The organism is Streptomyces sp. NPDC005263, assembly GCF_042872365.1.
Classification (GTDB): Bacteria; Actinomycetota; Actinomycetes; order Streptomycetales; family Streptomycetaceae; genus Streptomyces.
Window position 1 is genome coordinate 592,530 of sequence record NZ_JBIAKJ010000001.1, and the last position, 22,814, is coordinate 615,343.

Below are 22,814 nucleotides of genomic sequence, written 5' to 3' on the forward strand. Positions count from 1 at the left end.
CGGCCCCACCGGGGCCCGCGGCCTCACTCCTCCGTACGGCAGTGATCCTCCATACGACGGTGGTCCTCCTCGCTCCAGGCGGCGGTGTCACGGGGCGGGACGTAGGGTTCCTCGTCGTCGGGCAGCCCGTCGGCGACGGCGCGCTGCCGGGCCGCTTCGGCGTCGAACTCCAGGCCCAGCAGGATCGCGATGTTGCTGATCCACAGCCACACCAGGAAGACGATCACGCCGGCGAGGGTGCCGTAGGTCTTGTTGTACGAGCCGAAGTTCGCCGCGTAGAACGCGAACCCCGCGGACGCGATCAGCCAGATCAGCAGGGCGAGGAGACAGCCCGGGGTGATCCACTTGAAGCCTTGGCCGCGCACGTTCGGCGCCGCCCAGTACAGGATCCCGATCATGACGGTGACCAGCACGATCAGCACCGGCCACTTCGCGATCGACCAGGCGGTCAGGGCGGTGTCCCCGATGCCGAGCGCCGCGCCGGCCTCCCGGGCGAGACTCCCCGTGAACACCACGATCAGCGCGCTGATCACCGCCAGCACCAGCAGCAGCACCGTCACTCCCACCCGGACAGGCAGCAGCTTCCACACCGGGCGGCCCTCGGGCATGTCGTACACCGCGTTCGCGCTGCGGATGAAGGCCCCGATGTAGCCGGACGCCGACCACACGGCCAGCACCAGGCCGACGACCGCCATCACCGAGCCGATACCGCCCCGCCCCTGGAGCTCCCGCACGGCGTCGCCGATGATGTCCCGGGCCGAGCCGGGTGCCAGTTTCTGCAGGTTGTCGAGGACCTGCTCGGTCGCGGCCCGCCCGGTGATGCCCAGCAGCGAGACCAGCACCAGGAGGGCCGGAAACAGCGACAGCACTCCGTAGTACGTCAACGCCGCTGCGCGGTCGGTGAGTTCGTCGTCCATGAACTCCTTCACCGTGCCCTTGAGCACCGCCGGCCAGGATGTCGATGTGCGCGCCATGACGCCCGGAGTACCCCGTGTGCCGGGTACATGCTTGGAGCAGCCGTTTTCGAGGAGCGACGGCCGTCCTGGGAGTCTGTCGTCACCTCCAGCCGGCCGTCGGCTCTCCCAGCGCGGTGGCCTGCCCGGCGCCCGAGAAGATGACGCCGTGGTCGGCCGGGGCGTGGTTGAGGACCCACAAGCCGATCAGGGTGGCCAGGGCGAAGACGACGGTGATCAGGACCGTGAGCACCAGTCGGCGGCGGCGCTCGCGGCGCAGCCACTCGCCCCGGGCCGTGCGGTACGCGTCGGGCGCGGCCCGTACTCCCCCGGCCAGCGTCTCCAGGGCCTCGCGCAGCTCCCGCTCGGTCCGGCCGACGTCAGCCGCCGCGCGACCCTTGTCGACACATGCGTGCTCAGTGCGTTCGTCATAGGTGCGCTCGTTGTCCGTGCGCTCGTTTTCCGTGCGCTCAAGGTCCGTGCGTTCGCCGCTGGTGCGTTCGCTCTTGGTGCGTTCGTTGTGGGTGCGCCCCCGACCGGTGTCCTTCATCGTCGGGCCTCCATCGCCTGACTCAGGGCGGCGATGCCGCGCGCGGTGTGGGTCTTGACCGATCCGCAGGAGATCCCCATCGCCGCGGCGATCTCGCTCTCCTTCAGCCCGAGCCAGTGCCGCAGCACCAGTGCCTCGCGCTGACGGTCCGGCAGGTGCTGGAGCGCCTCGATCAGTACCCGCTGGTCGTCGTGGAGCAGGGCGGTGCTCTCCGCGGAGTCGACGACCTCCTCGGGCGGTTTCTCCACGTGCCGACGGGCCACCTGGAGGTGACGTATCCGCATCCGGGTCAGATTGCAGACGGTGGAGCGCAGATACGCCACCGCCGCCTCGCTGTCCCGCAGCCGGCGCCACTTGCGGTAGATCTGGTAGTACGCCTCGGCGACCACGTTCTCCGGGTCGTCCGCGCCGAGCAGCACGGCCAGCCGCAGCATGGAGGCGTAGTGCAGCTCGAACAGGCGGGCGAGGGCAGCCTCCCGCTCCAGATCCGCCGCATCGCTCACCGTGGGGGTGAGGGGATCCGCCGCGGAGGCGGGCGGCGGCACGGGCGGCAGCGTGAGGGGAACGTTCGCGAGGGGGACGTTCGTGAGGGGGATGTTCTGTCTGCGTCTCACGGGTTGTTCGCTCCCGTCTCGGGGCGCCGCCTGACGGCCAGGCGGGTCGGCAGGTCGGTGAGGTCGGTGCCGCGTGGGACGCCCAGGCGTTCCAGGGCCCAGGTGGCGGCCACGGCGACGGTCAGATTCAGCAGGAGGGCGACCAGCCCGGCGTAGATCTCCAGGGGCGGGCCGCCGAGACCGATCGGGACGACGGAGGAGAACCCCTCCCGCACCACCAGGACGGTTCCGGCCGCCATGCCCACGGCCCAGCCGGCCAGCAGCGCCCGGGGGTGGAGCCGGCCGGTGAACAGCCCGACGGCCACGGCCGGGAAGATCTGCAGGATCCAGACCCCGCCCAGCAGTTGGAGATTGATCGCGTCCTGGTCGCGCAGCCCGAACACGAACGCGACCGCCCCCACCTTGGCGGTCAGCGACACCGCCTTGGCGACACGTACCTGCCGCTTGGGCGTGGCGGTCGGGTGGACGTACTCGACGTACACGTTCCGTACGAAACTGGTGGCGGCCGCGATGGACATCACGGCCGCCGGGACCAGCGCCCCCACGGTGATCGCGGCGAACACCAGCCCGGCCAGCGGCGCCGGCATCAGCCGGTCGACCAGCATCGGCACCGCGGCCTCGGCACCGCCCTTCGGCGCCCGGACGCCCACCGCGAGCGCGGCGATGCCGAGGAACCCGAAGAGCGCGAGCAGCCCGGTCCAGGCGGGCAGCGCCACGGAGACCTTGCGCAAGGTGCGGGGACCGTCGGCGGCGAAACCGGCGGTCAGGACGTGCGGGTACATCAGCAGGGCCAGCGCGGAGCCGAGGGCGAGGGTGGCGTAGGCGGGCTGCTGGGCGGGAGACAGCAGCAGCGCGGAGTGGGCCGAGTCCGTTCCGCCGAGCCGTCGGGCGGCCCCGTCGAAGACCGGGCCAGGGCGGCCGAGCCGGTCGAGGACCAGCCAGCAGACCGCGGTGAGCGAGACGAACACGGCCACCGCCTTGAGCGCGGAGATGACGGTCGGCGCGCGCAGCCCGTGCCGGTAGGTCGCCACCGCGAGTCCGGCGAAGAGCGCCACCATCACCAGGTCACCGCCCGCGCCGCGCGGGTAGACGCCTCCGGCTGTCAGCACCGCGCGGATGCCCAGCAGTTGCAGCGCCAGGTACGGCATCGTGGCGAGTATCCCGGTCAGCGCGACCACCAGGGCCAGCGGAGGCGACCCGTACCGTCCGCGCACGAAGTCGGCGGCGGTGATGTACCCGTTGCGGCGGGCCACGGTCCACAGGCGGCTCAGCAGCACGAAGGCGAGCGGGCAGACGATCACCGTGTAGGGCACCGCGAAGAAGGCGGGCGCGCCGTTTCCGTACGCCAGTCCGGGGACGGCGGTGAAGGTGTACGCGGTGAAGATCGTGCCGCCGAGCAGGAACCAGGTCCACACCGGGCCGAGGCTCCGGTCGGCCAGCGCCCAGCCCTCCAGGGAGGGCAGCCGGTCACTGGGGCGCAGACGGCGTGCGGTGACGGCGAGCAGCGACGCTCCGCCGATCACGGCGAGAAACGTCGCGGTCATGGCGCTGTCGGCCATGGGTCACCGTCCTTGGTGTGCCTGGATCTCACCCGTTGGTTGCGCGGACGGCTGGTTCGGTTGACGGGCCATCGGCGGAAATCTTCTGGACATCGGCTGTCAACCACTTCCGGCGGGTGGGCAACTCTTGCACAGACCCACAGCGAGCGGGAGAGGAGGCGCAGGTCATGGCGCGGACCAGTCATCGCCGGCTACGGCGCGTCGCCGTCGCCCTGCTGCTCCTCGCGCCCGCGGCGGGACTGCTGTGGGTGCCCTGGTACGCCGGTGCCGGTCCACGGCTGGCCGGCACGCCGTTCTTCTACTGGTACCAGCTCGCCTGGGTGCCGGGGTGCGGCCTGTGCCTGCTCGCCGCGTACGCCCTGACCAGGCACGACCATCGTGACCCCTGATCCGGGTCGCTGACCTTCTCGCACGTACCGTCACACCACCCTCAAGGTGAGGAGCCGCCATGCCTACGTCAGCCATGCCCGAATCCGCCCTCCCCGAGCCGTCCGAGCCGCCCTCCCGGGGGCGTTGCTCCCGGCGGCCCCGTATGTCACCCCGGTCGATCCTGCTGTGGGCCGCCGTCTCGCTGGTGGGCGCCGTCGCCTGGGGGGTTGTCGCGCTGACCCGGGGTGAGAAGATCTCCGCGGTCTGGCTGGTGGTGGCCGCGCTCGGTTCGTACGCCATCGCCTACCGCTTCTACTCCCGCTTCATCACCCGCCGCGTGCTGAAGCCGGACGACCGCAGGGCCACCCCCGCCGAACGGCTGGAGGACGGTGTCGACTTCCAGCCGACCGACCGCAGGGTGCTGCTCGGCCACCACTTCGCCGCGATCGCCGGCGCCGGCCCGCTGGTGGGTCCGGTGCTGGCGGCCCAGATGGGCTACCTGCCCGGCACCCTGTGGATCGTCGCCGGGGTGATCTTCGCCGGTGCGGTGCAGGACATGGTCGTGCTGTTCCTGTCGATGCGGCGGGACGGCAGGTCGCTGGGGCAGATGGCCCGCGACGAGATCGGCCGGGCCGGCGGCGCCGCCGCCCTGATCGCCGTCTTCGCCATCATGATCATCCTGCTGGGTGTGCTGGCGCTGGTCGTCGTCAACGCGCTCGCCCACTCCCCCTGGGGCACCTTCTCAGTCGCGATGACGATCCCCATCGCCCTGTTCATGGGTTTCTGGATGCACCGGATCCGCCCCGGCCGGGTCGTCGAGACCAGCCTGATCGGCGTGGCGCTGCTGCTGCTCGCGATCGCCGGTGGCAGCTGGGTCCAGAACTCCTCGCTGGCCGGCACCTTCACCCTGAGCCCGACGACCCTCGTGTTCTGCCTGATCGGATACGGCTTCGTCGCCTCCGTCCTGCCGGTGTGGATGCTGCTCGCGCCCCGGGACTACCTGTCCACCTTCATGAAGATCGGCACCATCGCGCTGCTCGCGGTCGGCGTCGTGGTCGCCGCGCCCGTGCTGCACGCGGACGCGGTCAGCTCGTTCGCGAGTTCGGGCGCCGGTCCGGTGTTCTCCGGCTCCCTCTTCCCCTTCCTCTTCATCACCATCGCCTGCGGCGCGCTGTCCGGCTTCCACGCCCTGGTCGCCTCCGGCACCACCCCGAAGCTGATCGAGAAGGAGTCCCAGGTCCGGCTGATCGGCTACGGCGCCATGCTGATGGAGTCGTTCGTCGCGATCATGGCGTTGATCGCCGCTGCCACCCTCGAACCCGGTCTGTACTACGCGATGAACGCCCCCGCGGGGCTTCTCGGTGCGACGGCCCAGTCGGCGTCCCACGCGGTGGCGGGCCTCGGCTTCACCATCACGCCCGACCAGCTCACCCAGGCCGCCAAGGCGGTCGAGGAACAGACACTGATCGCCCGGTCCGGCGGAGCGCCCACCCTCGCCGTCGGCATGTCGGAGATCTTCTCCGGGATCATCGGCGGCACCGCGATGAAGGCGTTCTGGTACCACTTCACCATCATGTTCGAGGCGTTGTTCATCCTGACGACGGTCGACGCGGGCACCCGGGTCGGGCGGTTCATGCTCCAGGACATGCTCGGCAACGTCTTCAAGCCCCTCGGCCGGGTCAACTGGAAGCCCGGTATCTGGCTGTGCAGCGGGCTCGTCGTCGGCGCCTGGGGCTACTTCCTGCACTCCGGCGCCACCGACCCGCTGGGCGGGATCAACCAGCTGTTCCCGCTCTTCGGCATCGCCAACCAGCTGCTCGCCGCCATCGCCCTCACCGTGTGCACCACGGTCCTGGTCAAGTCCGGGCGGCTGCGCTGGGCCTGGGTGACGGGCCTGCCGCTGGCCTGGGTGGTCGCGGTGACGTTCACCGCGGGCTGGCAGAAGATCTTCTCCGACGACCCCAAGGTCGGCTTCTTCGCCCAGCGGGGACGCTACGCCGACGCCCTGGACGCCGGCCAGGTCCTGCCGCCCGCCAAGGACCTGGACGACATGCACACCGTGGTCACCAACTCCACCGTCGACGGTGTGCTGATCGCCCTCTTCCTGCTGCTGGTCGCCGTCGTGATCGTCAACGCCGCGGTGGTGTGTGTCCGGGCCGTCCGGTCGCCCGGGGTGTCGCCGACCACCGAGACGCCGTACGTCGAGTCCCGCATCGACGTGCCCGCCCAGGGGGCCGAGCCGCTGGCCGTGGCCCGCTCGTGAGGGCCGTACGCTGGGCCCGGGCCGTGCGCTGGTACCTGCGGGAGCTGACCGGCGAGGCGGAGTACGACCGCCACTGCGAGCGGCACCGACGCCACCATCCGCTCGCCCCGGTACCGACCCGTCGGGAGTACGCGGCGCAGCGCGCCCGGCACCGGGAGACCCACCCGCAGAGCCGCTGCTGCTGACGGGCGGCCGGTGGTGCCGGGCGCTTAGGGCTTCCCGGTTACCCGGGGCGGGTTCTCCGACGAGTGGGCAGCCGCGTCCGTCCCGTGTCAGCACGGCTGACGCCATACCCCCAGTTCCGGCTTCTTCACCATGGAGGACAGCCTGAGTCGGCGGGACTCGGCGCAGAAGTCGCTTCTCGGTTCCGTGTACTCCACGTGGAACACCGCCTTGCCGGCCGCGATGAAGGGGGCGAGTTCGGCGCACTCGTCGTACTGGGCGCACTCCTCGTTGACGGCGAAGTCGAAGTGGGCGAGGAGTTGGGGGATCTGGGGGAGGTCGTTCTTCAGTCCGACCGACAGTCCGCGCTCGTGGGCGACGGCCGCGATCATGCGGTTGTAGCCGAGCTGGTCGCGTGCGGTGAGGGGGAAGCCGGTGTCGTTGCCGTAGCCCTCCACCAGGTCGGGCTCCACCGCGTCGAAGCCCTTGTCGCGGCACATGTCGAAGCGGCGTTCCATGATCGGTTTCAGGACGGCGAGCTGCCGGATGTCCAACCAGCGTTCGCCCGCCCAGCCGTTGGTCCCACCGAGCACCGAGCGCGGGAAGGCGTCCTTGTCGGGCCGGAAGTTCTCCCAGGCGCCCACGTTGACATAGCAGATGACCTTGCGGCCGTCGCGGTGCAGGCGGGCCACGTCGGCCGCGGAGTTCTCGAAGCCGTCGATGTCGTAGACGGGTACGTCGGCCGAGGGGGTGACCTTCCCGTCCAGTTGCCACTGCCAGGCGAGCCCGGGCCGGGGTTTCCAGCGCGCCCCCGCGGGGCGCGTCGTGGGCCGGGGGGGCGTGGTGCCCGGGGTGCCGGATGCCGGACCGCGGGCGTCGGTGGTCCGGTGGGCTCCGGGGGTCGTCGTCCCGTCCGCGCCGGAGCAGCCCGCCGATGCCAGGGCTCCCAGCACGGCCAGCAGCGCCGCGTACGCCGGTGCCCTGTTCCTCATCGCTCCGTCCCGGTCAGCGCGGGCGTCAACTGGGCCCAGGGATTGGGGGGTTCGCCCGTCACGGGGCCGCAGACCGCCGCGCCCCGGTCGTGCGCGGTACGGACGGCGAGGGGGACGAGGGCCTCGGGCACGCCGTAGACGAGGTGGCACATGCGCTCGGGTGGGTGGCGCGCGGTCCAGGCCGGTCTGCTGAACGCCGACACGTACGTCGACCAGTGGCCCTCGAAGGTGACGGTGAGGTCGGCGAGGCGGACGTACCCCGGCGCCGGATAAACCCCGGGATTGAGGACGACCGTCGCCGCGCCGAGCCGGCGTACGGTCCGCACCAGTCGGCGGCACGCCGACAGACCGTCCGGCGTCGCCGTCACCCGGTCGAGGAAGCAGCCGTCGGCCGCGTACCACTCCCGGTGCCGGCGCACGTCGTCGGTGATCTCGGCGAGGTCGCGGACCCCGTAGTCGGTGTCGACGTAACCGAGCAGCCGTGCCCCGGCCGCGCGCAGCGCCCCGGCGGCGGCGGTGAACGCGGGATCGGGGCCGTCGCCCGGGCCGTTCGCGGGGTTGAGGACGACCCCGTAGGTGCGGGTGGCCGCGGCGATCAGGCGGTGCCAGGCACCCGGATCCTCGGCCGGGTGGACGTAGAGCGGAATCAGCAGGCTCACGGCGTACCGTCGCCTTCCCACAGCGCGGTCAGCGCCTCGTCGAGGGTGTGGTCCGGGCGCCAGCCCAGGGCCTTCTCGGCGGCGGTGATGTCGGAGCACTGCCAGGACACCTCCGCCGCGCGGGCGGACCCGGCGGCGTTCTCCTCGATCCGCCCGCGAAAGCCCGCCTTGTCGGCCAGACCCCGCACCAGGTCGCGCACCGGGACGGCCCGGCCGCCGCCGATGTTGAGGACGGGCGGCAGCGGGCCGGGTGCGGTGACCGCGAGGACCACCGCCCGGGTCAGGTCCCGTACGTCGACGAAGTCGCGGTACGCGGACAGGTCGCCGAGCCGCAGCACCGCGTCCGGGTCCGGGCCGGCCGCGTGCAGCAGTGCGGCGATCCGGCCGGGCAGCCCGGCGGCCGGCGCCCCGGGCCCCACCGGATTGCCCACCCGCAGCACCACCGCGTCCAGCCCTGAGCAGGTCACCGCGACCGTGCCCGCCAGCTTGGTCGCGCCGTACGGGCCGACCGGGCGGGTGGCCGCCGACTCCGGCACCCGGACGTCCGGGGCGCCGGGACCGTACTCGGCGGCCGAACCCAGGTGCACCAGACGCGCCGCGGGTGCCCCCTCGCGCAGCGCGGCGCACAGCACGGCGGGGCCGCGGGCGTTGACCTCGGCGAGGGTCACGGCGTCCCCGCCGGTCGCGCCCGCGCAGTTGATCACGGTGTCGGGCGCGGCGGCCGCGAGGGTCTCGGCCAGCCGCTCCGGGCGGACGATGGCAAGGTCGACGGGGATCTCGGCGGCGGACGAGCGGCCGCCGCCGAGGACCAGCGCGCCCGGCAGGGCGCGCAGCCGCTCGGCGACATGGGCACCCAGATAGCCGGTGTGCCCCAGCACGAGAATACGCATGTGGTGCTCAGGCTCCCTTGAGCAGATGCGACTTGCGGGTGGTGAACTCGGCGTTGGCCCGGTCGTAGTCGTCCGGGCGTCCGATGTCCAGCCAGTATCCGTCGAACTCGTAGGCGTGCGGCTGATTCTGAGTGGCCAACAGGTCCAGCACCAACTCGTCGAAGCCCAGCGGGAGTCCGGGGGTGTAGCCGTCGAGGGTGGAGCGGGACAGGCCGTAGACACCCATGGAGACGCGGTAGTCCATGCTCGGTTTCTCGGTGAATCCCACGACCCGGCTCGAATCCGTGGTCAGCACCCCGAAGTCGATCTGCACCTTGCGGGCGTAGGTGGCGATGGTCAGTGGTGCGCCCGAGTCGCGGTGGGTGCGCAGGACGTCGGCGTAGTCGAGGTCGGTCAGGACGTCGCCGTTCATCACCAGGAAGTGCTCGGGCAGGCTGTCGCGCAGGGTGAGCAGCGGGCCCATGGTGCCCAGCGGGCTCTCCTCAGTGGCGTAGTCGATGGTCAGGCCCCACTGTGAGCCGTCGCCGACGTAGGCACGGATGATCTCGCCGAGGTGGCCTATGGCGATGGTGCAGCTGGTGAAGCCGGCCGTGCAGAGCTGCCGCAGCACGATCTCCAGGATCGCGTGCTGGTCACCGATGGGGACGAGCGGCTTGGGCAGCGCGGTGGTGTAGGGCCGCAGCCGAACGCCCTTGCCTCCCGCCAGGATCACTGCGTGCATGGGCTCCTCCTTCGTGTACGTGCGCAGACGTGCCGGGCGAGGTCAGATGTTGTAGATGCCGGTTTTGTAGCGGGCCAGGTTGGCCGGGTCGCCGAAGAACTCCACCGTGTGCGCGAGCCCTTCCTCCAGGGTGTGGGCGGGCTGCCAGCCGGTGGCGGCGGTGAGCCGGCTCGCGTCCGCGACCAGCCGCATCACCTCGGAGTTGGCGGGCCGGATGCGCCGGGGGTCCGCGCGGACGTCGAGGGCGGTGTCCATCACCTTGCCGATCAGCGCGACCAGGTCGCCGACGGAGATCTCGCCGCCCGTACCGGCGTTGAGGGTGCGGCCCACGACCTGCTCGGCGGGCGCGGTGCCCACGGCGAGGAAGGCCCGCGCGGTGTCCTTGACGAAGGTGAAGTCCCGGGTGGGACGCAGGTCTCCGAGGGTGATGGTGCGTTCCCCCGCGGCCACCTGGCCGATCACGGTGGGGATGACCGCGCGCATCGACTGGCGGGGCCCGAAGGTGTTGAACGGCCGCAGTGTCACCACCGGAGTGTCGAAGCTGGCGTGGTAGCTGTCGGCCAACCGGTCCCCGCCCGCCTTCGAAGCGGCGTACGGCGACTGCGTGTTGATGGGGTGGTCCTCGGTGATGGGCACGGTCTGCGCGGTGCCGTACGTCTCGCTGGTGGAGGTGTGCACCAGCCGGGGCGTGCCGAGCGCGCGTACCGCCTCCAGCACGTTGAGGGTGCCGGTGACGTTGGTGTCCACGTAGCTGTGCGGCGCCTGGTACGAGTACGGGATCGCGATCAGGGCGGCCAGGTGGTAGGCGACGTCGGCCCCTTCGAGCAGGCCGCGGACCGAGCCGGGGTCCCGGACGTCGCCGAGGACGATCTCCACCTGGTCGAGGACGTCCGGGTGCAGGGTCTCCAGCCAGCCGTAGGAGGAGAAGGAGTTGTACTGGGCCATGGCTCTGACCCGGTGTCCGGAGGCGACCAGCGCCTCGGTGAGGTGGGAGCCGATGAAACCCTCGGCTCCGGTGACGGCGGCGAGCGGTGCGGAGGTCAACTGACGAGTCCTTCCCATTGGTTGCGCGTGAGTGGAGCCGAGGGATCGGGCGGGGATCGGCCGGGACTTCGGGCCTGTCCACGGGGGTCAGAGGTGTGGGGCGGGCCGTCCGAGGAACCACAGGGCGCACCCCGACAGACCGAGTGCCGCCGCACCGCAGGCCAGCGGCAGCGCCGTGGGGCCCGGTGGGAGGTGCAGCAGGGTGACCGCGCCGGCGCCTCCGGCAGCGGCGAGGGAGATCACGGCCGAGGGCCAGGCCACCCCGAACGCCTGGAGCAGCAGCGCGGTCCACAGGGTGGCGGCGAGCAGCAGCAGAGGAACTGGTTCGGCGCCGGTGAGCAGGGCCGCCGCGAGCAGCGGCAGGAGATAGCCGAGGAGACACCGGGCGAGGACGCCGGCCGAACGGAGCAGGAACCCGGCGGGCGTCGCGGTGGCGCGCAGGGCGGCGACCGACAGGCCGCGGTAGCGGTACAGCAGCCACTCCGCCGGCCCCATGCTCACCGTCAGCACGATCACCGCGTACGGCTCCTGTCGCCCCTCAAGTAGGACCAGCACCCCCGCCGCCAGCCCGAACAGGCCGTACGGCAGGGACCGCAGCAGGCGTGGCCGGGTGGCGCCGGACACCGCCGGGAGGGCGAGAACGGTCCGCAGGGCCCGGCCGGTGACGGCGAGTGTGGCGAACAGCGCGAGCAGCGGCAGCCCGGCTCGCAGCAGGGGGCCCGGCTCCCACCACGGCAGGACGGCGGTGCCGGCGACCAGTGGGCTGAGTGCGGCCAGCAGCAGCCGTTCTCGGCCCAGCACCAGCAGGATGCCGGCCGCGGCGAGGTACGCCGACTGGGCGGCCGCCATCAGCGTCACCGGGGCGCCCCCGGCGGACAGCGCGGCGACGGCTGTGGCCACCGCCGCCCCCGCGGGCGCGCCGGCCAGGAGCGTACGGCCCGCCTCCCGTTTGCCGGTGGCCATCCGCAGGTGGGCCCGGTGGCCGAGGGCCTGCCCCCAGGCCCAGGAGACGAGAACGGCCACGATCAGGGCCGAGGCGTGTGCTGTGGCGTTCCAGAGCGGCGCGGTCAGCAGGTAGGCGAGGCCGGGCAGCGCGAACAGCACTCCGCGCAGGAGGCAGCGCACGGTGTCCGGGCGCCAGGGGTCGGCCGTCGGCGCGGGCTCCGGGAAGGTGCGCGGTACCCGTTCGTAGAGGGCGGAGGCCAGCGAGAACAGGTTCGGGTGGCCGTAGCGCTCCTTGATGACGGAGGCGGACAGGCCCTCCGCCTCCAGTAGTGCGGCGACCTCGTAGGGGTGGACGGCGGGGCCGACACGGTCGGCGAGTTCGGCGGCCAGGGCGCTGACCGCCTCCTCGTCGGGGCCGCGCGACGGCAGCCGGATGGCGAGGGTGCTGTCGTCGAGGGCCCAGCGGGGGCGGCGGCGTGGCGGGCGGGTGTGGGCCAACCGCAGTGCCAGGGTGTCCTGTTCGGTGCCGCCGGGTTCGAGGGATATCGGGCCGCTCATCCGGCCACCGTGCTCACCGGCGCGAGTGCCTCCGGGGTGGCCGCCGCGGGCTTCGACCGTCGTTGCAGTGTGGGGAGTTCGAGGTAGATGGCGCGGAAGGTGTCGATGGTCTGCCGCAGGGTGAACTGCTCGATCACCCGCAGCCGCGCCGCCTCCCCCATCGCCCGGCGCCGTGCGGGATCGCGGAGCAGTTCCAGCGCGGCGGCCGCCATCGCCGCCGGATCACGCGGCGGTACGACGAGCCCGGTGTCGCCGACTGCCTCCCGTACTCCGCCCACGTCGGTGGAGACGGTGGCCCGTCCGCACGACATGGCCTCGATCAGGGTGAACGGGAAACCCTCGCTGATGCTGGAGAGCATCACCACGTTGCCGGCCGCGTAGGCGTCCTTGATGTCGTCGACGCGGCCTTCGAAGGTGACCGCGTCCGCGTGCCCGAGTTCGGCGGCCAGCGCCTCGCAGCGTTCCCGGTAGGCCTCTCCGCCGCGCGGTGTTCCGCCGAACAACCGCAGGCGGGTGTCGGGGAGTTGGGCCCGTACGTGGGAGAAGGCCCGGATGAGGGTCTCCAGGTCCTTGATGGGGTCGACCCGGCCCGCCCAGCTGAGGGTGAGGGCCTGTGGCTCGGGCCCGGCGGGCGGGAACGCGGCCGGGTCCACGCCGTTGTAGACCGTGCGGATCTTCTCCGGGTCGGCACCACCCTGTTCCTCCCACAGCCGGTTGTAACGGTTGCCGGGCGTGATCAGGGCCGCCCGGCGGTAGCTCTCCTCCGCGAGCAGCCGGAAGAAACCGAGAACGACGGCCTTCACGGGCCAGCGGTAGGGGGCGGTGCGGTAGCCGAGGTAGCGCTCGCGCAGATAGACGCCGTGCTCCGTCAACAGCAGGGGTACACCGTGCTGGTGCAGCGCGGCGAGGCCGGGCAGGGCAGCGACCCCGCCACTGACGGCGTGCGCGACCCCGCTCCGCGGCAGCGGTGCGGCCAGCGGGCGCAGGGCGTGCTCCAACAGGGCGGTCGCGGTGAGCGCGTCGTGCAGGGTGGGACCGGCCTCGCGCACCGCCAGGCCCGGCCGGTTCCACACGTCGGCCAGGATCGTGACGGCCAGGTCGCCGCGCAGGAACGGGCTCAGCGTGCCGTCCGCCGCGGCCCGCGCCATGGCGTACAGGGCGGGCGGGAACCCGCCCTCGGCGCACGGGTCGAGCAACGCGGTCAGGAACTGTTCGTAGGCGGCGGCGAGTTGGGAGCGGGCGCGGCCCCGGGGCGCGCGGCCCTCGGGTGGGGCTGCCCACATGGGGACGGACAGGACCCGCGTCACCTGGGCGGGCAGGTCCCAGACGACGGGTTCGCGTCCGGTGCCGGTGACGGCGATGACGTCGAAGTCGATGTCGGGCATGCCCTGGACGAGTTGGTCGCACCAGACGCTCACGCCGCCATGGCTGTGTGGGTAGGTGCCTTCGGTGAGCAGGGTGACGCGCGTCGCGCGGGGGCGTCGCGCGCCGTGGGGAACGTGCATCGATGTGCTCCACGGCCGAGGTGTGGGGTGGTTCGTACCGGTCCCGGTCGCGGATGGCGGCCGGGACCGCGGTCGGTCCTTGGGTGGGTGCGCCGTTCAGTTGTCCGCGGGGTACGGAACCTGTTCGGTCACGCCGGCCGGGACGCGGGTGTCCGGCGCGGGGCCGGTGGCCGGGGCGGGGTGGACGAGCTCGGTGGGCTCGGCGGCCGATGCCGTGGCGGACGCCGGCAGGGTGAGGTCGAGCGGGGTACCGGCGGAGGGCGTCCAGCCGGATGTCCGGCCCGCGTACGCCGAGCCGAAGGCGGCGCCGCCCAGGGTGGTGCCGGTGGGCGCGGTCGCGGTCACGGTGAGCCCGTCCGGTGCCTCGACGGTCACCGTGTCACCGATGCGGTACGCGGTGACCTGGCCTGCCTTGAGGGCGGACTGCCAGGCGGCTCTGCGCTGGAGTTCGGTGCCGATGTCCTTCATCCGCAGGTTCACCACGGGGGTGTTGTCCGCGAACACGGCGTCGTAGTCGTCGAGGACGCCGTTCAGCACAGGGTAGGCGATGCGGTCCTCGGCCAGGTTGGACTGGTGGATGAAGTGCGGCTTGGGATCGTTGGACAGGACGTGTCCGAGGGCGATTCGTTTCTCCAGGGGCACGATGTGATCGGCGTAGCCCGTGGCCGTGTCCAGCGGTGCCGGCAGGCAGGTGGTGGTGTCCGGGTTGTCCTCGCAGATGCCGCTGCCGCCCTGGGCGCGGCTGGTGTAGATCCAGTTGTACTCGTCGACCTGGTCGGCGGCCCGGCCCGCGTTGTAGAAGACGTTCATCGGGTAGCGGGGGACGGTGGTGGCCGGACCGACCTGACGCTGGTCGGGGTCACGGGAGTTGTCCGAGCCGAGCCAGGTGATGTCGTTGTCGTCGAGGGCGAGCGCCAGGTTGGGGTTGTCCTTGGCCTGCTGCGGCAGCACCTTCATGCCGGAGTGCTCGCCGGTGACCAACTCGTCGTTGTCCAGCGGGAGTCCGGCGGCCTGACCCCACACCCGGTTGGTGGCGATCTCGTCGGAGATCTCCGCGCGGCTGACCCACCGGGTGCTGCCGTCGGCGTTGGTGGCGCACTTCCAGGGCACCACCGTGGTGTCCTGCACGCAGCCCAGGAAGGGGTGCGAGTAGGTGTGGTTGATCCAGCGGAACGCGTCGCGGTCCGCGATCAGTTTGTCGGCGAGTGCGTCGACGCCGTTGTTGTCGTCGCGCTGGTCGACGCTGCCGGCCGCGTTGTAGGCGAAGTCGAGGGTCAGGCCACGGCTGTTCTGCCAGGAGATGGCGTGGTCGACGTCCGCGGGCGTCATGCGGATCGGGTCGGGCGTGGCGTCGGGGTCGGAGCAGTCGACGTCACCGGGTGTGCAGTTGAGGGTGCTGTCCCAGCGGTCGTCGGCGGCGAACACGTCGTCGACGTGCACGGCGAAGTAGTTGCGGGAGGCGCCGAGGTGGACGCCGCCGGTCATCCACTCGACGATGCCGCGGGCCAGCAGCCTGAACTGCTGCTGGTACTGGTTGTAGACGAACGTGACGACGAGTTCGCGTCGCCCGTCGTGCCGGTACTCGCCCACCAGCGAGCCGCGCGTCGGTCGCCCGGGGATCGGAGCGTCGACGTACGAGGTGAAGTCGGCGCCCGCCACGGGGGTCGACAGGTAGGCGTAACTCTCGCCCACGGCTGGGTCGTTGTCCTCGAAGGGCACCGTGCCGTCGAGGTAGCCGAAGGGGCCCGCCCGGCCGGCGGAGGTCACCGAGGCCCGCACGCCGTCGACGCTGCCGGAGTAGCCGCCGTTGACCGGGTACTGCAGGCCCGCTTCCGGACGCGCGTAGGTGTAGGCGTCGACCTGGGGGACGGCGTACGTCCGCTCATAGGCCGCGAGCGCCGCCATCTCGGTCGAACCGGCGGTGAACGGGTTGTCGTTGGGCAGCACGACGGCCTGGAATTTGGCGCGCGGCCGGCCGTCCACGGTGTCCGCGAGGAAGCCGGCGTCGATCACGGGCCGACCGGACCGTGTGAGGTCGATCTCGGTGTAGGGCGTCCCGGCCGTGTCCAGTTCCTCCGCGATGGCGTCGGTGGACGGGCCGCCGTCGCTCACCACCAGCACCCGCAGATCGATGCGGGGTGTGGTGTCGGCGGCCTGGGCCGCACCGGTCGGCAGGCCGACCGCTGCGACGAGCGCGCCCACCGTGAGCACGGTCGTCCGTATGCTCCGCTTCATGCGGTGAAGTCCCCTCCCCGGGCAGGGGTGAGCACGGCTCCCGTGGAGCGGACGCACCCCCTCGCGTGACGCCGGCATCCCCCTCAGAAGCCGGTCGCCAACACATCCGTCGCGTCACATGGTGATACAGGTGTGCAGCTTTCGTGGTCGCGCTGCGAAACATGACGGAAAAGCGCAGGTGTCCAACGGGTCACTCGAGCAACCAAGTTGAGCGTTTTTCCATCAGGGGGGCAGGTGTGGCCCGCTGGGCGGGAGAGCTCCGAGTGCTGGTCCTGCAAGGCTCGGCGCACCGGCGGACCACTGGGGCCCGCCGGGCGGAAGCTCAATGGTCCGTACCGGAGCACGCACCTGGCCACAGGCCGGTTTCAGGTCACACTGGCTACGGTCGAAAACGCTCTCGCCGAGCTGTCAGGCGCACAGCACTCGGGTCTCGGGCGTGTAGACCGGACCGCCACTGGCGTTGGTGCTGTCGCTGAACTCGGCGTAGTAGTACGAGTAGAAGCCGATGTTGCCGTTGCAGCCGGAGTCGGCGGCGACCTGGAGCGTCAGCGTGACCGTGCGGCTCTGGCCGGGCGGGATGGTGGCGCCGTAGTTGGTGCCGAGGTTGGCGGGGCCGGTTCCGGAGCACGGGGCGGGGCCGGCGGTCGTGGCCAGACTGCAGCCCGTGAAGCGGTACTTCAGGTCGGGTCGCTGGGTGGTCAGCCAGGTCGGTTCGATGGTCTGGTACACGAACCAGATGTCGTAGGTCTTGTTGTTGGTGATCGTCATCGACAGGTTCACCGTGCCGCCGGGCGTGGCGGTGGCGCTGTCGGTGGCGAACGTCAGCTCGGCCGGCGCCGGGTCGGCCGCGCTCGCGTTCGGGGCCAGGCCGAACATGGCGAGGGCCAGGGCGAGGACGGCACCGAGGCCGAAGCGCCTCATCAGTGGTGATCGCATGGCCTGGGAGGCTAGGCATCCCGCGAGCGCACCGTCTGCCCCGGCGGCGGTCCGCTCGACGCCGCACGGCCGAAAGCGTGCGTGCCGTGAAGGTGAGGCGAGGGAGCCGTGTGACTGTCGGTGTGCTTGTGAAGTCGCACGGTAGCGAGGGTGTGACCCGGTGGTCCGGCGGAGCAGCCGATACCGGCAGGTCCGGTGGTGCGGGCCGATGACATTGGCGCGTATGTGATCAGGTGGCTCGCCGGCCGGGAAGGGCGACGCACGCGCCATCAGCGACGCGACGTTGGACAGCGGCCTGCCGGTCGTTCGCCCGGCAGGCCCTTTCCGCGTGCACTCAGCGCAGCCGGTCCTTGGCCTTGTAATAGGCGCCACCGAACGGCAGGAACCAGGGGGTGCCGTTGTAGAAGGGGACGGGGACCTTCGGGAAGCCGAGACCCCGCAGGGGGTTGGCCTGAGGGCGACCGTCCATCATCTCGGCGACCGCGCGGCCCATGTAGGTGGCCATCTGCACGCCGTGGCCGCAGTAACCCATGGAGTAGTACAGGCCGTCGGCCTCGCCCGCGTGCGGCAGGCGGTCCCAGGAGAAACCCACCATGCCGCCCCACACGTAGTCGACCCGGACGCCCGCCAGTTGCGGGAAGATCTCCGTCATCTCCCGCTTGAGGACGTCGCCGCTCTTGACGTCGGAGGCGGGGTTGGACGGCGCGAAGCGGGCCCGGCCGCCGAAGGCGAGGCGATGGTCGGGCGTGAGACGGATGTAGTGGCCGATGTTCTTCGAGTCGACCACCAGCCGGCCGTTGGGGATGAGTTCCTTGGCGCGCGCCTCGCCGAGCGGTTCGGTGACGATGATGAAGCTGCCGACGTTGATCAGCCGCTTGCGGAACCACGGCATCGCCTTGTCGGTGTAGGCGTCGGTGGCGGCCATGACCTGCTTGGCGCGGATGATGCCGTTGAGGGTCTCGACCAGGAAGCCGCCGTCGGGGAGGCGGGTGAGGCCGGTGGCCGCGTTGCGTTCGTGGATCTCCGCGCCGGCCCGCTCGGCGGCGTCCGCCAGTCCGTGGACGTACTTGCCCACGTGCAGGGCGGCGCTGAGCGGGTCGAGCAGGGCGCCGTGGTAGTAGTCCGAGTTCAGCTCGGACTTCAGCTCGCCGCGCGTCAGGAGTTGCATCTCGTGGCCGAAGTTCTCCGCCAGGTCACGCTGCTTGGCGTGCATCGCCTCGAAGTGCTGGGGTTTGAAGGCGACGCCGAGGCGGCCGGCGCGGTGGAAGTCGCAGTCGATCCGCTCCTCGCGCGTGAGGTTCTCGACGACGTCGACCGCCTCGCGGAACGCGTTGTAGAGCTCGACGGCACGCTCCTGGCCGTAGCGCTTGCGGGCCTCGGCGGGGCTGATGGTGATGCCCTGGGTGCACATGCTGCCGTTGCGCCCGGAGGCGCCCGAGCCGACCTTGTCCTTCTCGACGAGGACGACCCGGGCGCCCTTGCGGGCGGTGTGGTAGGCGGTGGACAGGCCGGTGAGGCCGCCGCCGATGACCACCACGTCCGCCTCGTCGGGCAGGTCCTTTCCGGATCGGTCGGCGAAGGCGGGGGCTGTGTCGAGCCAGTAGGGGATCTGCTTCATGGCGTGCGTCCTCTGTGTTCTCTGTCCTGTGTCGCCCTGGGTCAGCAGCCGAGCAGCGCCGGCAGGCCCGACAGGTCGGGCAGCTCGTCGTAGGGCTGGTAGTCGGCGCTGCCGGGGTGGCCGTAGCGGTTGATCCACACCCGGCGCCGCAGGCCGAGGTCGCGGGTCGGGATGTGGTCGTACTCCCAGCCCTGGGCGGTGTGGATGACCTGGGAGGGCTCGACACCCATCGCTTTGAAGGCGTGCTCGAAGGTCTGGCGGTCCGGCTTGTACGCGCCCGCCTGCTGGGCCGTGATGACGTGGTCGAACTCGACACCGATGTTCTCGACGTTCCGGGCGATCAGGTTGTCGTCGGTGTTGGAGATGATGGCGATCTCGTACCTGCTCTTCAGCGCGCGCAGGGCGTCCGGGACCTCCGGGAAGGGGCCGAAGGTGGGGACGGCCTCGACGAGGGCGTCGCCGTCGGACTCGCGGTACTCCAGGCCGTGCAGGCGCATCGCCATCCTCAGGCTGGAGTGCAGGATCTCGTGGTAGGGGCGGTAGGCCTCCAGGACGGCCTGGAAGCGCATGACGCGGAAGTCGTCGAGGAACTCGTCGACGTCCAGGTTGTCCAGGTCCAGCCGGTCGGAGATGACCTTCAGGGTGGTGGGGCCGAGTTGGAAGTCGACCAGGGTTCCGTAGGCGTCGAAGGTGACGATCTCTCGCATGGTGTTCTGCCTCGTTTTCCGGGTGCCGGTAAGGGAGTTGGCCTGTAAGGGAGTCGGGTGGGTCAGACGACTTGCTCGCCGGGGGCCACGATGGCGTCGAGGGCGGCCAGGTCGGTCGCGTCGGGTATCCAGTCGGCCGCCGCCGCGTTGGCGATGACCTGTTCCGGCCTCATGGCGCCGCAGATCACGGACCCGACGGCGGGCAGGGCGGCCAGTGCGCCCACGGCGACCTCGAGGAGGGTCAGACCGCGTTCGGTGCCGTACGCGGTGAGCGCCTCGACACGGTCGAGGGCGGCGTCGGTGAGCCAGCCCTGCCGCCAGGACAGCCGACTGCCGGGCGGAGGCTGTTCGCCGCGCCGGTACTTGCCGCTGAGCAGGCCGTTGGCCAGCGGGTAGTACGGAAGCAGTCCGATGCCGTGACGCAGGCAGGCGGGGATGAGGTCCTTTTCCACGCCGCGGTCGAGGAGATGGTAGGGGGCCTGCGTGGACACGAACGCGTCGGTGAGCTGCTCGGCCGGGAGGTTCGAGCAGCCGATGTGTCCGATCGTGCCCTCGTCGACCAGCTCGCGCAGGGCCGCGGCCGTCTCGTCGAGCGGCGTGACGCCGTCCGGCTCGTGGTACTGGTACAGGTCGATCCGGTCGGTGCCCAGGCGGCGGAGTGATGACTCCACGGCGTGGCGGATGTAGGCGCGGGCGCCGCGTCGGCCGTACCGGTCGTCCTGCGGGCCCATCTCCATGCCGAACTTGGTGGCCAGGACGACACCGTCACGATGTCCCTTGAGCGCCGCGCCGAGCAGGCGTTCGCCGTCACCGCGCCCGCTGCCGCCCTCGCCGAAACCGCCGTACATGTCGGCCGTGTCGAACAGGGTGATCCCGGCGTCGAGGGCCGCGTGCACGACCGCCTTCGTGCCCTCCTCGTCGAGGCGGGAGCCGAAGTTGTTGCCGCCGACGCCGACGACCGAGACGGTCGGGCCGCGTTCGCCCAGCGTGCGGTACCTCATGACCGGTCGCCGAACCCTATGCAGACGTTCTTGGTCTGCGTGTAGCCGGCCAGGGCTTCGAGGCCCTTCTCCCGGCCCCATCCGCTGTGCTTGTAGCCGCCGAAGGGGAGTTCGACTCCGGTGCCGACGCCGGTGGCGTTGACGGAGACCTGACCGGCCCGGATGCCCTCGGCCAGGCGCATCGCCTGGCCGATGTCACGGGTCCAGACGTAGGAGGACAGGCCGTACGGGCTGTCGTTGGCGATCCGGAGGGCCTCGTCGGCGTCGTCGAACTCGATGACCGTGATGACGGGGCCGAAGATCTCCTCGCGGGCGCAACGCGCCTGGTTGGTGAGGCCGGTGAGGACCGTCGGCTCGATGTAGTAGCCGTCGGCCAGGGCGGGGTCCGACGGGGCTCCGCCGCCCACGCGGACCGTCGCGCCCTCCTTGCGTGCCAGGTCCAGGTAGCTCAGTACCCGGTCGCGCTGCCGGGCGGCGACCAGGGGGCCGATGTCCGGGTCCGTGGAGCCGGGGCCGACGCGGAGGGTGGCGCCCTCCTTGCGTGCCAGGTCCAGGTAGCTCAGTACCCGGTCGCGCTGCCGGGCGGCGACCAGGGGGCCGATGTCCGGGTCCGTGGAGCCGGGGCCGACGCGGAGGGTGGCGATCCTCTCGACCAGCCGGTCCAGGAACTCCTCGGCGCCGCGCTGGAGCAGCAGCCGGGTGCCGGCCGAGCACATCTGTCCGGCGTTGCTGAACGAGGCGCCCATGATCGCCTTCAGCGCCAGGTCGAAGTCGGCGTCGGCGAAGACGACGAACGGCGACTTGCCGCCCAGCTCCGTGACCGACGGCACCACGTTGGCGGCGGCCGCCTGGGCGACCTTGATGCCGGTGGGCACCGAGCCGGTGAAGGTGACCTGGTCGATGTCCGGGTGCCCGGCGAGGGCCGCACCGGTCTCGCCGTCGCCAGGGACGACGTTCAGCACGCCCGGCGGGAGACCGCACTCCAGGGCGATCCTGCCGATCTCCAGCGGGGTGAGCGGCGCCTCCGGGGAGGGCTTGAGGACCACCGTGCAGCCCGCGGCCAGGGCCGCGGCGGAGCCCCGTGCGGTGTTCTGCAGCGGGTAGTTGAACGGGATGATCTGGCCGGAGACGCCGATCGCCTCACGGACGGTGTAGTCGATCAGACCGGGCCCGAGGGGGATCGTGGATCCGCCGAGCTTGTCGGCGACGCCCGCGTAGAACTCGAAGTAGCGGGCGGCGGCCTCGACATCGGCCCTGGCCTGGCCGAGCGGTTTGCCGACGTCCTGGCTCTCCAGGCAGGCAAGCCGTTCACCCTGGTCGCGGATGGCCTCGGCGATCCGGTACAGGACACGGCCCCGGTCGGCGGCGCGCATCCGGGCCCACTCGGGTGCCGTGAACGCCGCGCGGGCGGCGGCCACCGCCTGGTCCACGTCCGCCTTGCCGGCCAGCGCCACCTGGGCGATGGCCGTCCCGTCGGACGGGTCGAGGACGGTGAAGGAGCGTCCGTCGGCGGCCGGGACCTGTGTGCCGTCGATCAGCAGCTCGGTCAGCTGAAGTGCGGCGGTCATGGCCGGATCTCCCCCTGGACCTCGCCGAAGATGACGACCTCGTCGCCCGGACGGACCGTGCGGATCCGGCGCACCCAGAGCACGATGCCGTCCTGCGGGGCGCGGACCTCCTCCAGCGTGTTGCCGTAGTGGTCGCTGATGGCGGCGATCAGGTCGCCTTCCTTGCAGTTGTCCCCCGGCTCGACGTGAGCGACGAAGAAGCCGCCGGCGTCCGAGCGGGCGAAGGTGCCGGAGACGGCGGTGTAGGTGTCCCGCAGCTCCGCCTCGCCGTCGATCATCTCGAGCTGCCGCATGATGTTGCGGATCGAGTGCATGTGCAGGGCGACGTTCTCCTCGCGGTACGTGCCGCCGCCGACCTCGATGGTGATGGCCGGCTTGCCCGCGGCGAGGGTGGGGTGGCGGACCGTGCCGCCCCACTTGCCGCCCTTCCAGACCAGCTCGTGCCCCGCGGCCAGGGCGAGGTCCGTCGCCAGGTCCTCGTAGCCGCCCTGGAGGATGACCAGCGGGGCTATCTCCCCGAAGGTGCCGCCGGTGTGGAGGTCCACGAGGGCGTCGACGGCGGGGACGACCTGCTCGACGAACGTGGCGGCCAGGCGCAGGGAGTACGAGCCGTCCGCGTCGCCGGGGAAGATGCGGTTGAGGTTGAGGTGGTCCAGGCCGCTCGTGCGGGCCGCCGCCTCGAACGCCGGGGTGTTCATGCAGGGGATGGCCACGAGGGTGCCGCGCAGGGTGGCCGGGTCGACCTCGGCGAGGACACGGCGGACGGCTTCCTGACCGTCGTACTCGTCGCCGTGCACGCCCGCGTCCACGCACAGGACCGGACCGTCCAGCGTGCCGTTGACGACGACCAGCGGGATGCCGAGTTCCACGCCGTAGGTGCTGGTGCCGACCGGGATGAGGCCCTGGGCGCGGGTACCCGGGGCGACGGTCAGGGGACCGATGGAGTACATGTCGTTCCTTTCAGA

At 71.5% G+C, this 22,814-nt stretch carries 21 protein-coding genes; 3 read left to right on the plus strand and 18 right to left on the minus strand.

Annotation, left to right across the window (positions count from 1 at the left end):
- Nucleotides 1-23: 23 nt before the first annotated feature.
- The 4 genes from ACFYRY_RS02750 to ACFYRY_RS02765 all read right to left on the minus strand — a co-directional run bounded on the left by ACFYRY_RS02750 (nucleotide 24) and on the right by ACFYRY_RS02765 (nucleotide 3,676).
- Nucleotides 24-974, minus strand: a complete 951-nt coding sequence (locus tag ACFYRY_RS02750) for a YihY/virulence factor BrkB family protein (RefSeq protein ID WP_389139277.1) — start codon at nucleotides 972-974, stop codon at nucleotides 24-26.
- An 82-nt stretch (nucleotides 975-1,056) separates the two neighbouring features.
- A complete protein-coding gene (locus tag ACFYRY_RS02755; RefSeq protein ID WP_389141030.1) occupies nucleotides 1,057-1,311 on the minus strand; it encodes a hypothetical protein in 255 nt (84 codons plus the stop codon).
- A 188-nt stretch (nucleotides 1,312-1,499) separates the two neighbouring features.
- Nucleotides 1,500-2,117, minus strand: coding sequence for a SigE family RNA polymerase sigma factor (locus ACFYRY_RS02760; protein WP_389139279.1), 618 nt, complete (start codon nucleotides 2,115-2,117; stop codon nucleotides 1,500-1,502).
- Entirely contained in the window at nucleotides 2,114-3,676 is a 1,563-nt protein-coding gene (locus ACFYRY_RS02765; protein ID WP_389139281.1) for a sodium:solute symporter, read from the minus strand. Before ACFYRY_RS02765 ends, ACFYRY_RS02760 begins: the two co-directional genes overlap by 4 nt.
- A 167-nt stretch (nucleotides 3,677-3,843) precedes the next feature.
- Between ACFYRY_RS02765 and ACFYRY_RS02770 the strand changes: the two genes are divergently transcribed.
- The 3 genes from ACFYRY_RS02770 to ACFYRY_RS02780 all read left to right on the plus strand — a co-directional run bounded on the left by ACFYRY_RS02770 (nucleotide 3,844) and on the right by ACFYRY_RS02780 (nucleotide 6,493).
- Nucleotides 3,844-4,065 (plus strand): DUF3311 domain-containing protein, encoded by a 222-nt coding sequence (locus tag ACFYRY_RS02770; protein ID WP_389139282.1) that lies wholly within the window; start codon nucleotides 3,844-3,846, stop codon nucleotides 4,063-4,065.
- A 74-nt stretch (nucleotides 4,066-4,139) separates the two neighbouring features.
- Nucleotides 4,140-6,308, plus strand: coding sequence for a carbon starvation CstA family protein (locus ACFYRY_RS02775; protein ID WP_389141032.1), 2,169 nt, complete (start codon nucleotides 4,140-4,142; stop codon nucleotides 6,306-6,308).
- On the plus strand, nucleotides 6,305-6,493 hold the full coding sequence (locus tag ACFYRY_RS02780) for a YbdD/YjiX family protein (RefSeq protein ID WP_389139284.1): 189 nt from the start codon (nucleotides 6,305-6,307) through the stop codon (nucleotides 6,491-6,493). Before ACFYRY_RS02775 ends, ACFYRY_RS02780 begins: the two co-directional genes overlap by 4 nt.
- Nucleotides 6,494-6,580: 87 nt before the next feature.
- Here the strand turns inward: ACFYRY_RS02780 and ACFYRY_RS02785 are convergent, their stop codons facing one another.
- From ACFYRY_RS02785 to ACFYRY_RS02850, 14 genes are all read right to left on the minus strand, one after another.
- Nucleotides 6,581-7,462: an endo alpha-1,4 polygalactosaminidase gene (locus tag ACFYRY_RS02785; RefSeq protein WP_389139285.1), complete on the minus strand. Its 882-nt coding sequence runs from the start codon at nucleotides 7,460-7,462 to the stop codon at nucleotides 6,581-6,583.
- Nucleotides 7,459-8,121, minus strand: a complete 663-nt coding sequence (locus ACFYRY_RS02790; RefSeq protein WP_389139287.1) for a spherulation-specific family 4 protein — start codon at nucleotides 8,119-8,121, stop codon at nucleotides 7,459-7,461. The genes ACFYRY_RS02785 and ACFYRY_RS02790 overlap by 4 nt, the downstream gene beginning before the upstream one ends.
- On the minus strand, nucleotides 8,118-9,011 hold the full coding sequence (locus ACFYRY_RS02795; RefSeq protein ID WP_389139289.1) for an NAD-dependent epimerase/dehydratase family protein: 894 nt from the start codon (nucleotides 9,009-9,011) through the stop codon (nucleotides 8,118-8,120). Before ACFYRY_RS02795 ends, ACFYRY_RS02790 begins: the two co-directional genes overlap by 4 nt.
- A 7-nt stretch (nucleotides 9,012-9,018) precedes the next feature.
- Nucleotides 9,019-9,732, minus strand: coding sequence for an NDP-sugar synthase (locus ACFYRY_RS02800; RefSeq protein WP_389139291.1), 714 nt, complete (start codon nucleotides 9,730-9,732; stop codon nucleotides 9,019-9,021).
- A 42-nt stretch (nucleotides 9,733-9,774) separates the two neighbouring features.
- Nucleotides 9,775-10,776, minus strand: a complete 1,002-nt coding sequence (locus ACFYRY_RS02805; protein WP_389139293.1) for a GDP-mannose 4,6-dehydratase — start codon at nucleotides 10,774-10,776, stop codon at nucleotides 9,775-9,777.
- An 87-nt stretch (nucleotides 10,777-10,863) separates the two neighbouring features.
- Nucleotides 10,864-12,279, minus strand: a complete 1,416-nt coding sequence (locus ACFYRY_RS02810; protein WP_389139295.1) for a hypothetical protein — start codon at nucleotides 12,277-12,279, stop codon at nucleotides 10,864-10,866.
- The gene (gene pelF / locus ACFYRY_RS02815) at nucleotides 12,276-13,784 is read right to left on the minus strand and encodes a GT4 family glycosyltransferase PelF (RefSeq protein WP_389139297.1); all 1,509 of its coding nucleotides are present in this window, start codon (nucleotides 13,782-13,784) and stop codon (nucleotides 12,276-12,278) included. Before pelF ends, ACFYRY_RS02810 begins: the two co-directional genes overlap by 4 nt.
- Nucleotides 13,785-13,880: 96 nt before the next feature.
- Nucleotides 13,881-16,019 carry a hypothetical protein gene (locus ACFYRY_RS02820; protein ID WP_389139299.1) on the minus strand — a complete coding sequence of 713 codons (2,139 nt, stop codon included), beginning with the start codon at nucleotides 16,017-16,019 and terminating at the stop codon, nucleotides 13,881-13,883.
- A gap of 408 nt (nucleotides 16,020-16,427) precedes the next feature.
- Nucleotides 16,428-16,955, minus strand: a complete 528-nt coding sequence (locus tag ACFYRY_RS02825) for a hypothetical protein (RefSeq protein WP_389139301.1) — start codon at nucleotides 16,953-16,955, stop codon at nucleotides 16,428-16,430.
- A 334-nt stretch (nucleotides 16,956-17,289) separates the two neighbouring features.
- Nucleotides 17,290-18,573: an NAD(P)/FAD-dependent oxidoreductase gene (locus ACFYRY_RS02830; RefSeq protein WP_389139302.1), complete on the minus strand. Its 1,284-nt coding sequence runs from the start codon at nucleotides 18,571-18,573 to the stop codon at nucleotides 17,290-17,292.
- A gap of 41 nt (nucleotides 18,574-18,614) precedes the next feature.
- Nucleotides 18,615-19,280, minus strand: a complete 666-nt coding sequence (locus ACFYRY_RS02835; RefSeq protein WP_389139304.1) for a haloacid dehalogenase type II — start codon at nucleotides 19,278-19,280, stop codon at nucleotides 18,615-18,617.
- Nucleotides 19,281-19,342: 62 nt separating this feature from the next.
- Nucleotides 19,343-20,281, minus strand: a complete 939-nt coding sequence (locus ACFYRY_RS02840; protein WP_389139305.1) for an aldo/keto reductase — start codon at nucleotides 20,279-20,281, stop codon at nucleotides 19,343-19,345.
- Nucleotides 20,278-21,849, minus strand: a complete 1,572-nt coding sequence (locus ACFYRY_RS02845; protein WP_389139307.1) for an aldehyde dehydrogenase family protein — start codon at nucleotides 21,847-21,849, stop codon at nucleotides 20,278-20,280. The genes ACFYRY_RS02840 and ACFYRY_RS02845 overlap by 4 nt, the downstream gene beginning before the upstream one ends.
- Nucleotides 21,846-22,799: a succinylglutamate desuccinylase/aspartoacylase family protein gene (locus ACFYRY_RS02850; protein WP_389139309.1), complete on the minus strand. Its 954-nt coding sequence runs from the start codon at nucleotides 22,797-22,799 to the stop codon at nucleotides 21,846-21,848. Before ACFYRY_RS02850 ends, ACFYRY_RS02845 begins: the two co-directional genes overlap by 4 nt.
- Between the last annotated feature and the right edge of the window lie 15 nt (nucleotides 22,800-22,814).

What these genes read in the sequence shown, in the direction of transcription:
- ACFYRY_RS02750 (WP_389139277.1), bottom strand. Translation starts at nt 974, where the DNA reads ATGGCGCGCACATCGACATCCTGGCCGGCGGTGCTCAAGGGCACGGTG.
- ACFYRY_RS02765 (WP_389139281.1), bottom strand. Translation starts at nt 3,676, where the DNA reads ATGGCCGACAGCGCCATGACCGCGACGTTTCTCGCCGTGATCGGCGGA.
- ACFYRY_RS02770 (WP_389139282.1), top strand. Translation starts at nt 3,844, where the DNA reads ATGGCGCGGACCAGTCATCGCCGGCTACGGCGCGTCGCCGTCGCCCTG.
- ACFYRY_RS02775 (WP_389141032.1), top strand. Translation starts at nt 4,140, where the DNA reads ATGCCCGAATCCGCCCTCCCCGAGCCGTCCGAGCCGCCCTCCCGGGGG.
- ACFYRY_RS02785 (WP_389139285.1), bottom strand. Translation starts at nt 7,462, where the DNA reads ATGAGGAACAGGGCACCGGCGTACGCGGCGCTGCTGGCCGTGCTGGGA.
- ACFYRY_RS02795 (WP_389139289.1), bottom strand. Translation starts at nt 9,011, where the DNA reads ATGCGTATTCTCGTGCTGGGGCACACCGGCTATCTGGGTGCCCATGTC.
- ACFYRY_RS02800 (WP_389139291.1), bottom strand. Translation starts at nt 9,732, where the DNA reads ATGCACGCAGTGATCCTGGCGGGAGGCAAGGGCGTTCGGCTGCGGCCC.
- ACFYRY_RS02810 (WP_389139295.1), bottom strand. Translation starts at nt 12,279, where the DNA reads ATGAGCGGCCCGATATCCCTCGAACCCGGCGGCACCGAACAGGACACC.
- pelF (WP_389139297.1), bottom strand. Translation starts at nt 13,784, where the DNA reads ATGCACGTTCCCCACGGCGCGCGACGCCCCCGCGCGACGCGCGTCACC.
- ACFYRY_RS02820 (WP_389139299.1), bottom strand. Translation starts at nt 16,019, where the DNA reads ATGAAGCGGAGCATACGGACGACCGTGCTCACGGTGGGCGCGCTCGTC.
- ACFYRY_RS02825 (WP_389139301.1), bottom strand. Translation starts at nt 16,955, where the DNA reads ATGCGATCACCACTGATGAGGCGCTTCGGCCTCGGTGCCGTCCTCGCC.
- ACFYRY_RS02830 (WP_389139302.1), bottom strand. Translation starts at nt 18,573, where the DNA reads ATGAAGCAGATCCCCTACTGGCTCGACACAGCCCCCGCCTTCGCCGAC.
- ACFYRY_RS02835 (WP_389139304.1), bottom strand. Translation starts at nt 19,280, where the DNA reads ATGCGAGAGATCGTCACCTTCGACGCCTACGGAACCCTGGTCGACTTC.
- ACFYRY_RS02840 (WP_389139305.1), bottom strand. Translation starts at nt 20,281, where the DNA reads ATGAGGTACCGCACGCTGGGCGAACGCGGCCCGACCGTCTCGGTCGTC.
- ACFYRY_RS02845 (WP_389139307.1), bottom strand. Translation starts at nt 21,849, where the DNA reads ATGACCGCCGCACTTCAGCTGACCGAGCTGCTGATCGACGGCACACAG.
- ACFYRY_RS02850 (WP_389139309.1), bottom strand. Translation starts at nt 22,799, where the DNA reads ATGTACTCCATCGGTCCCCTGACCGTCGCCCCGGGTACCCGCGCCCAG.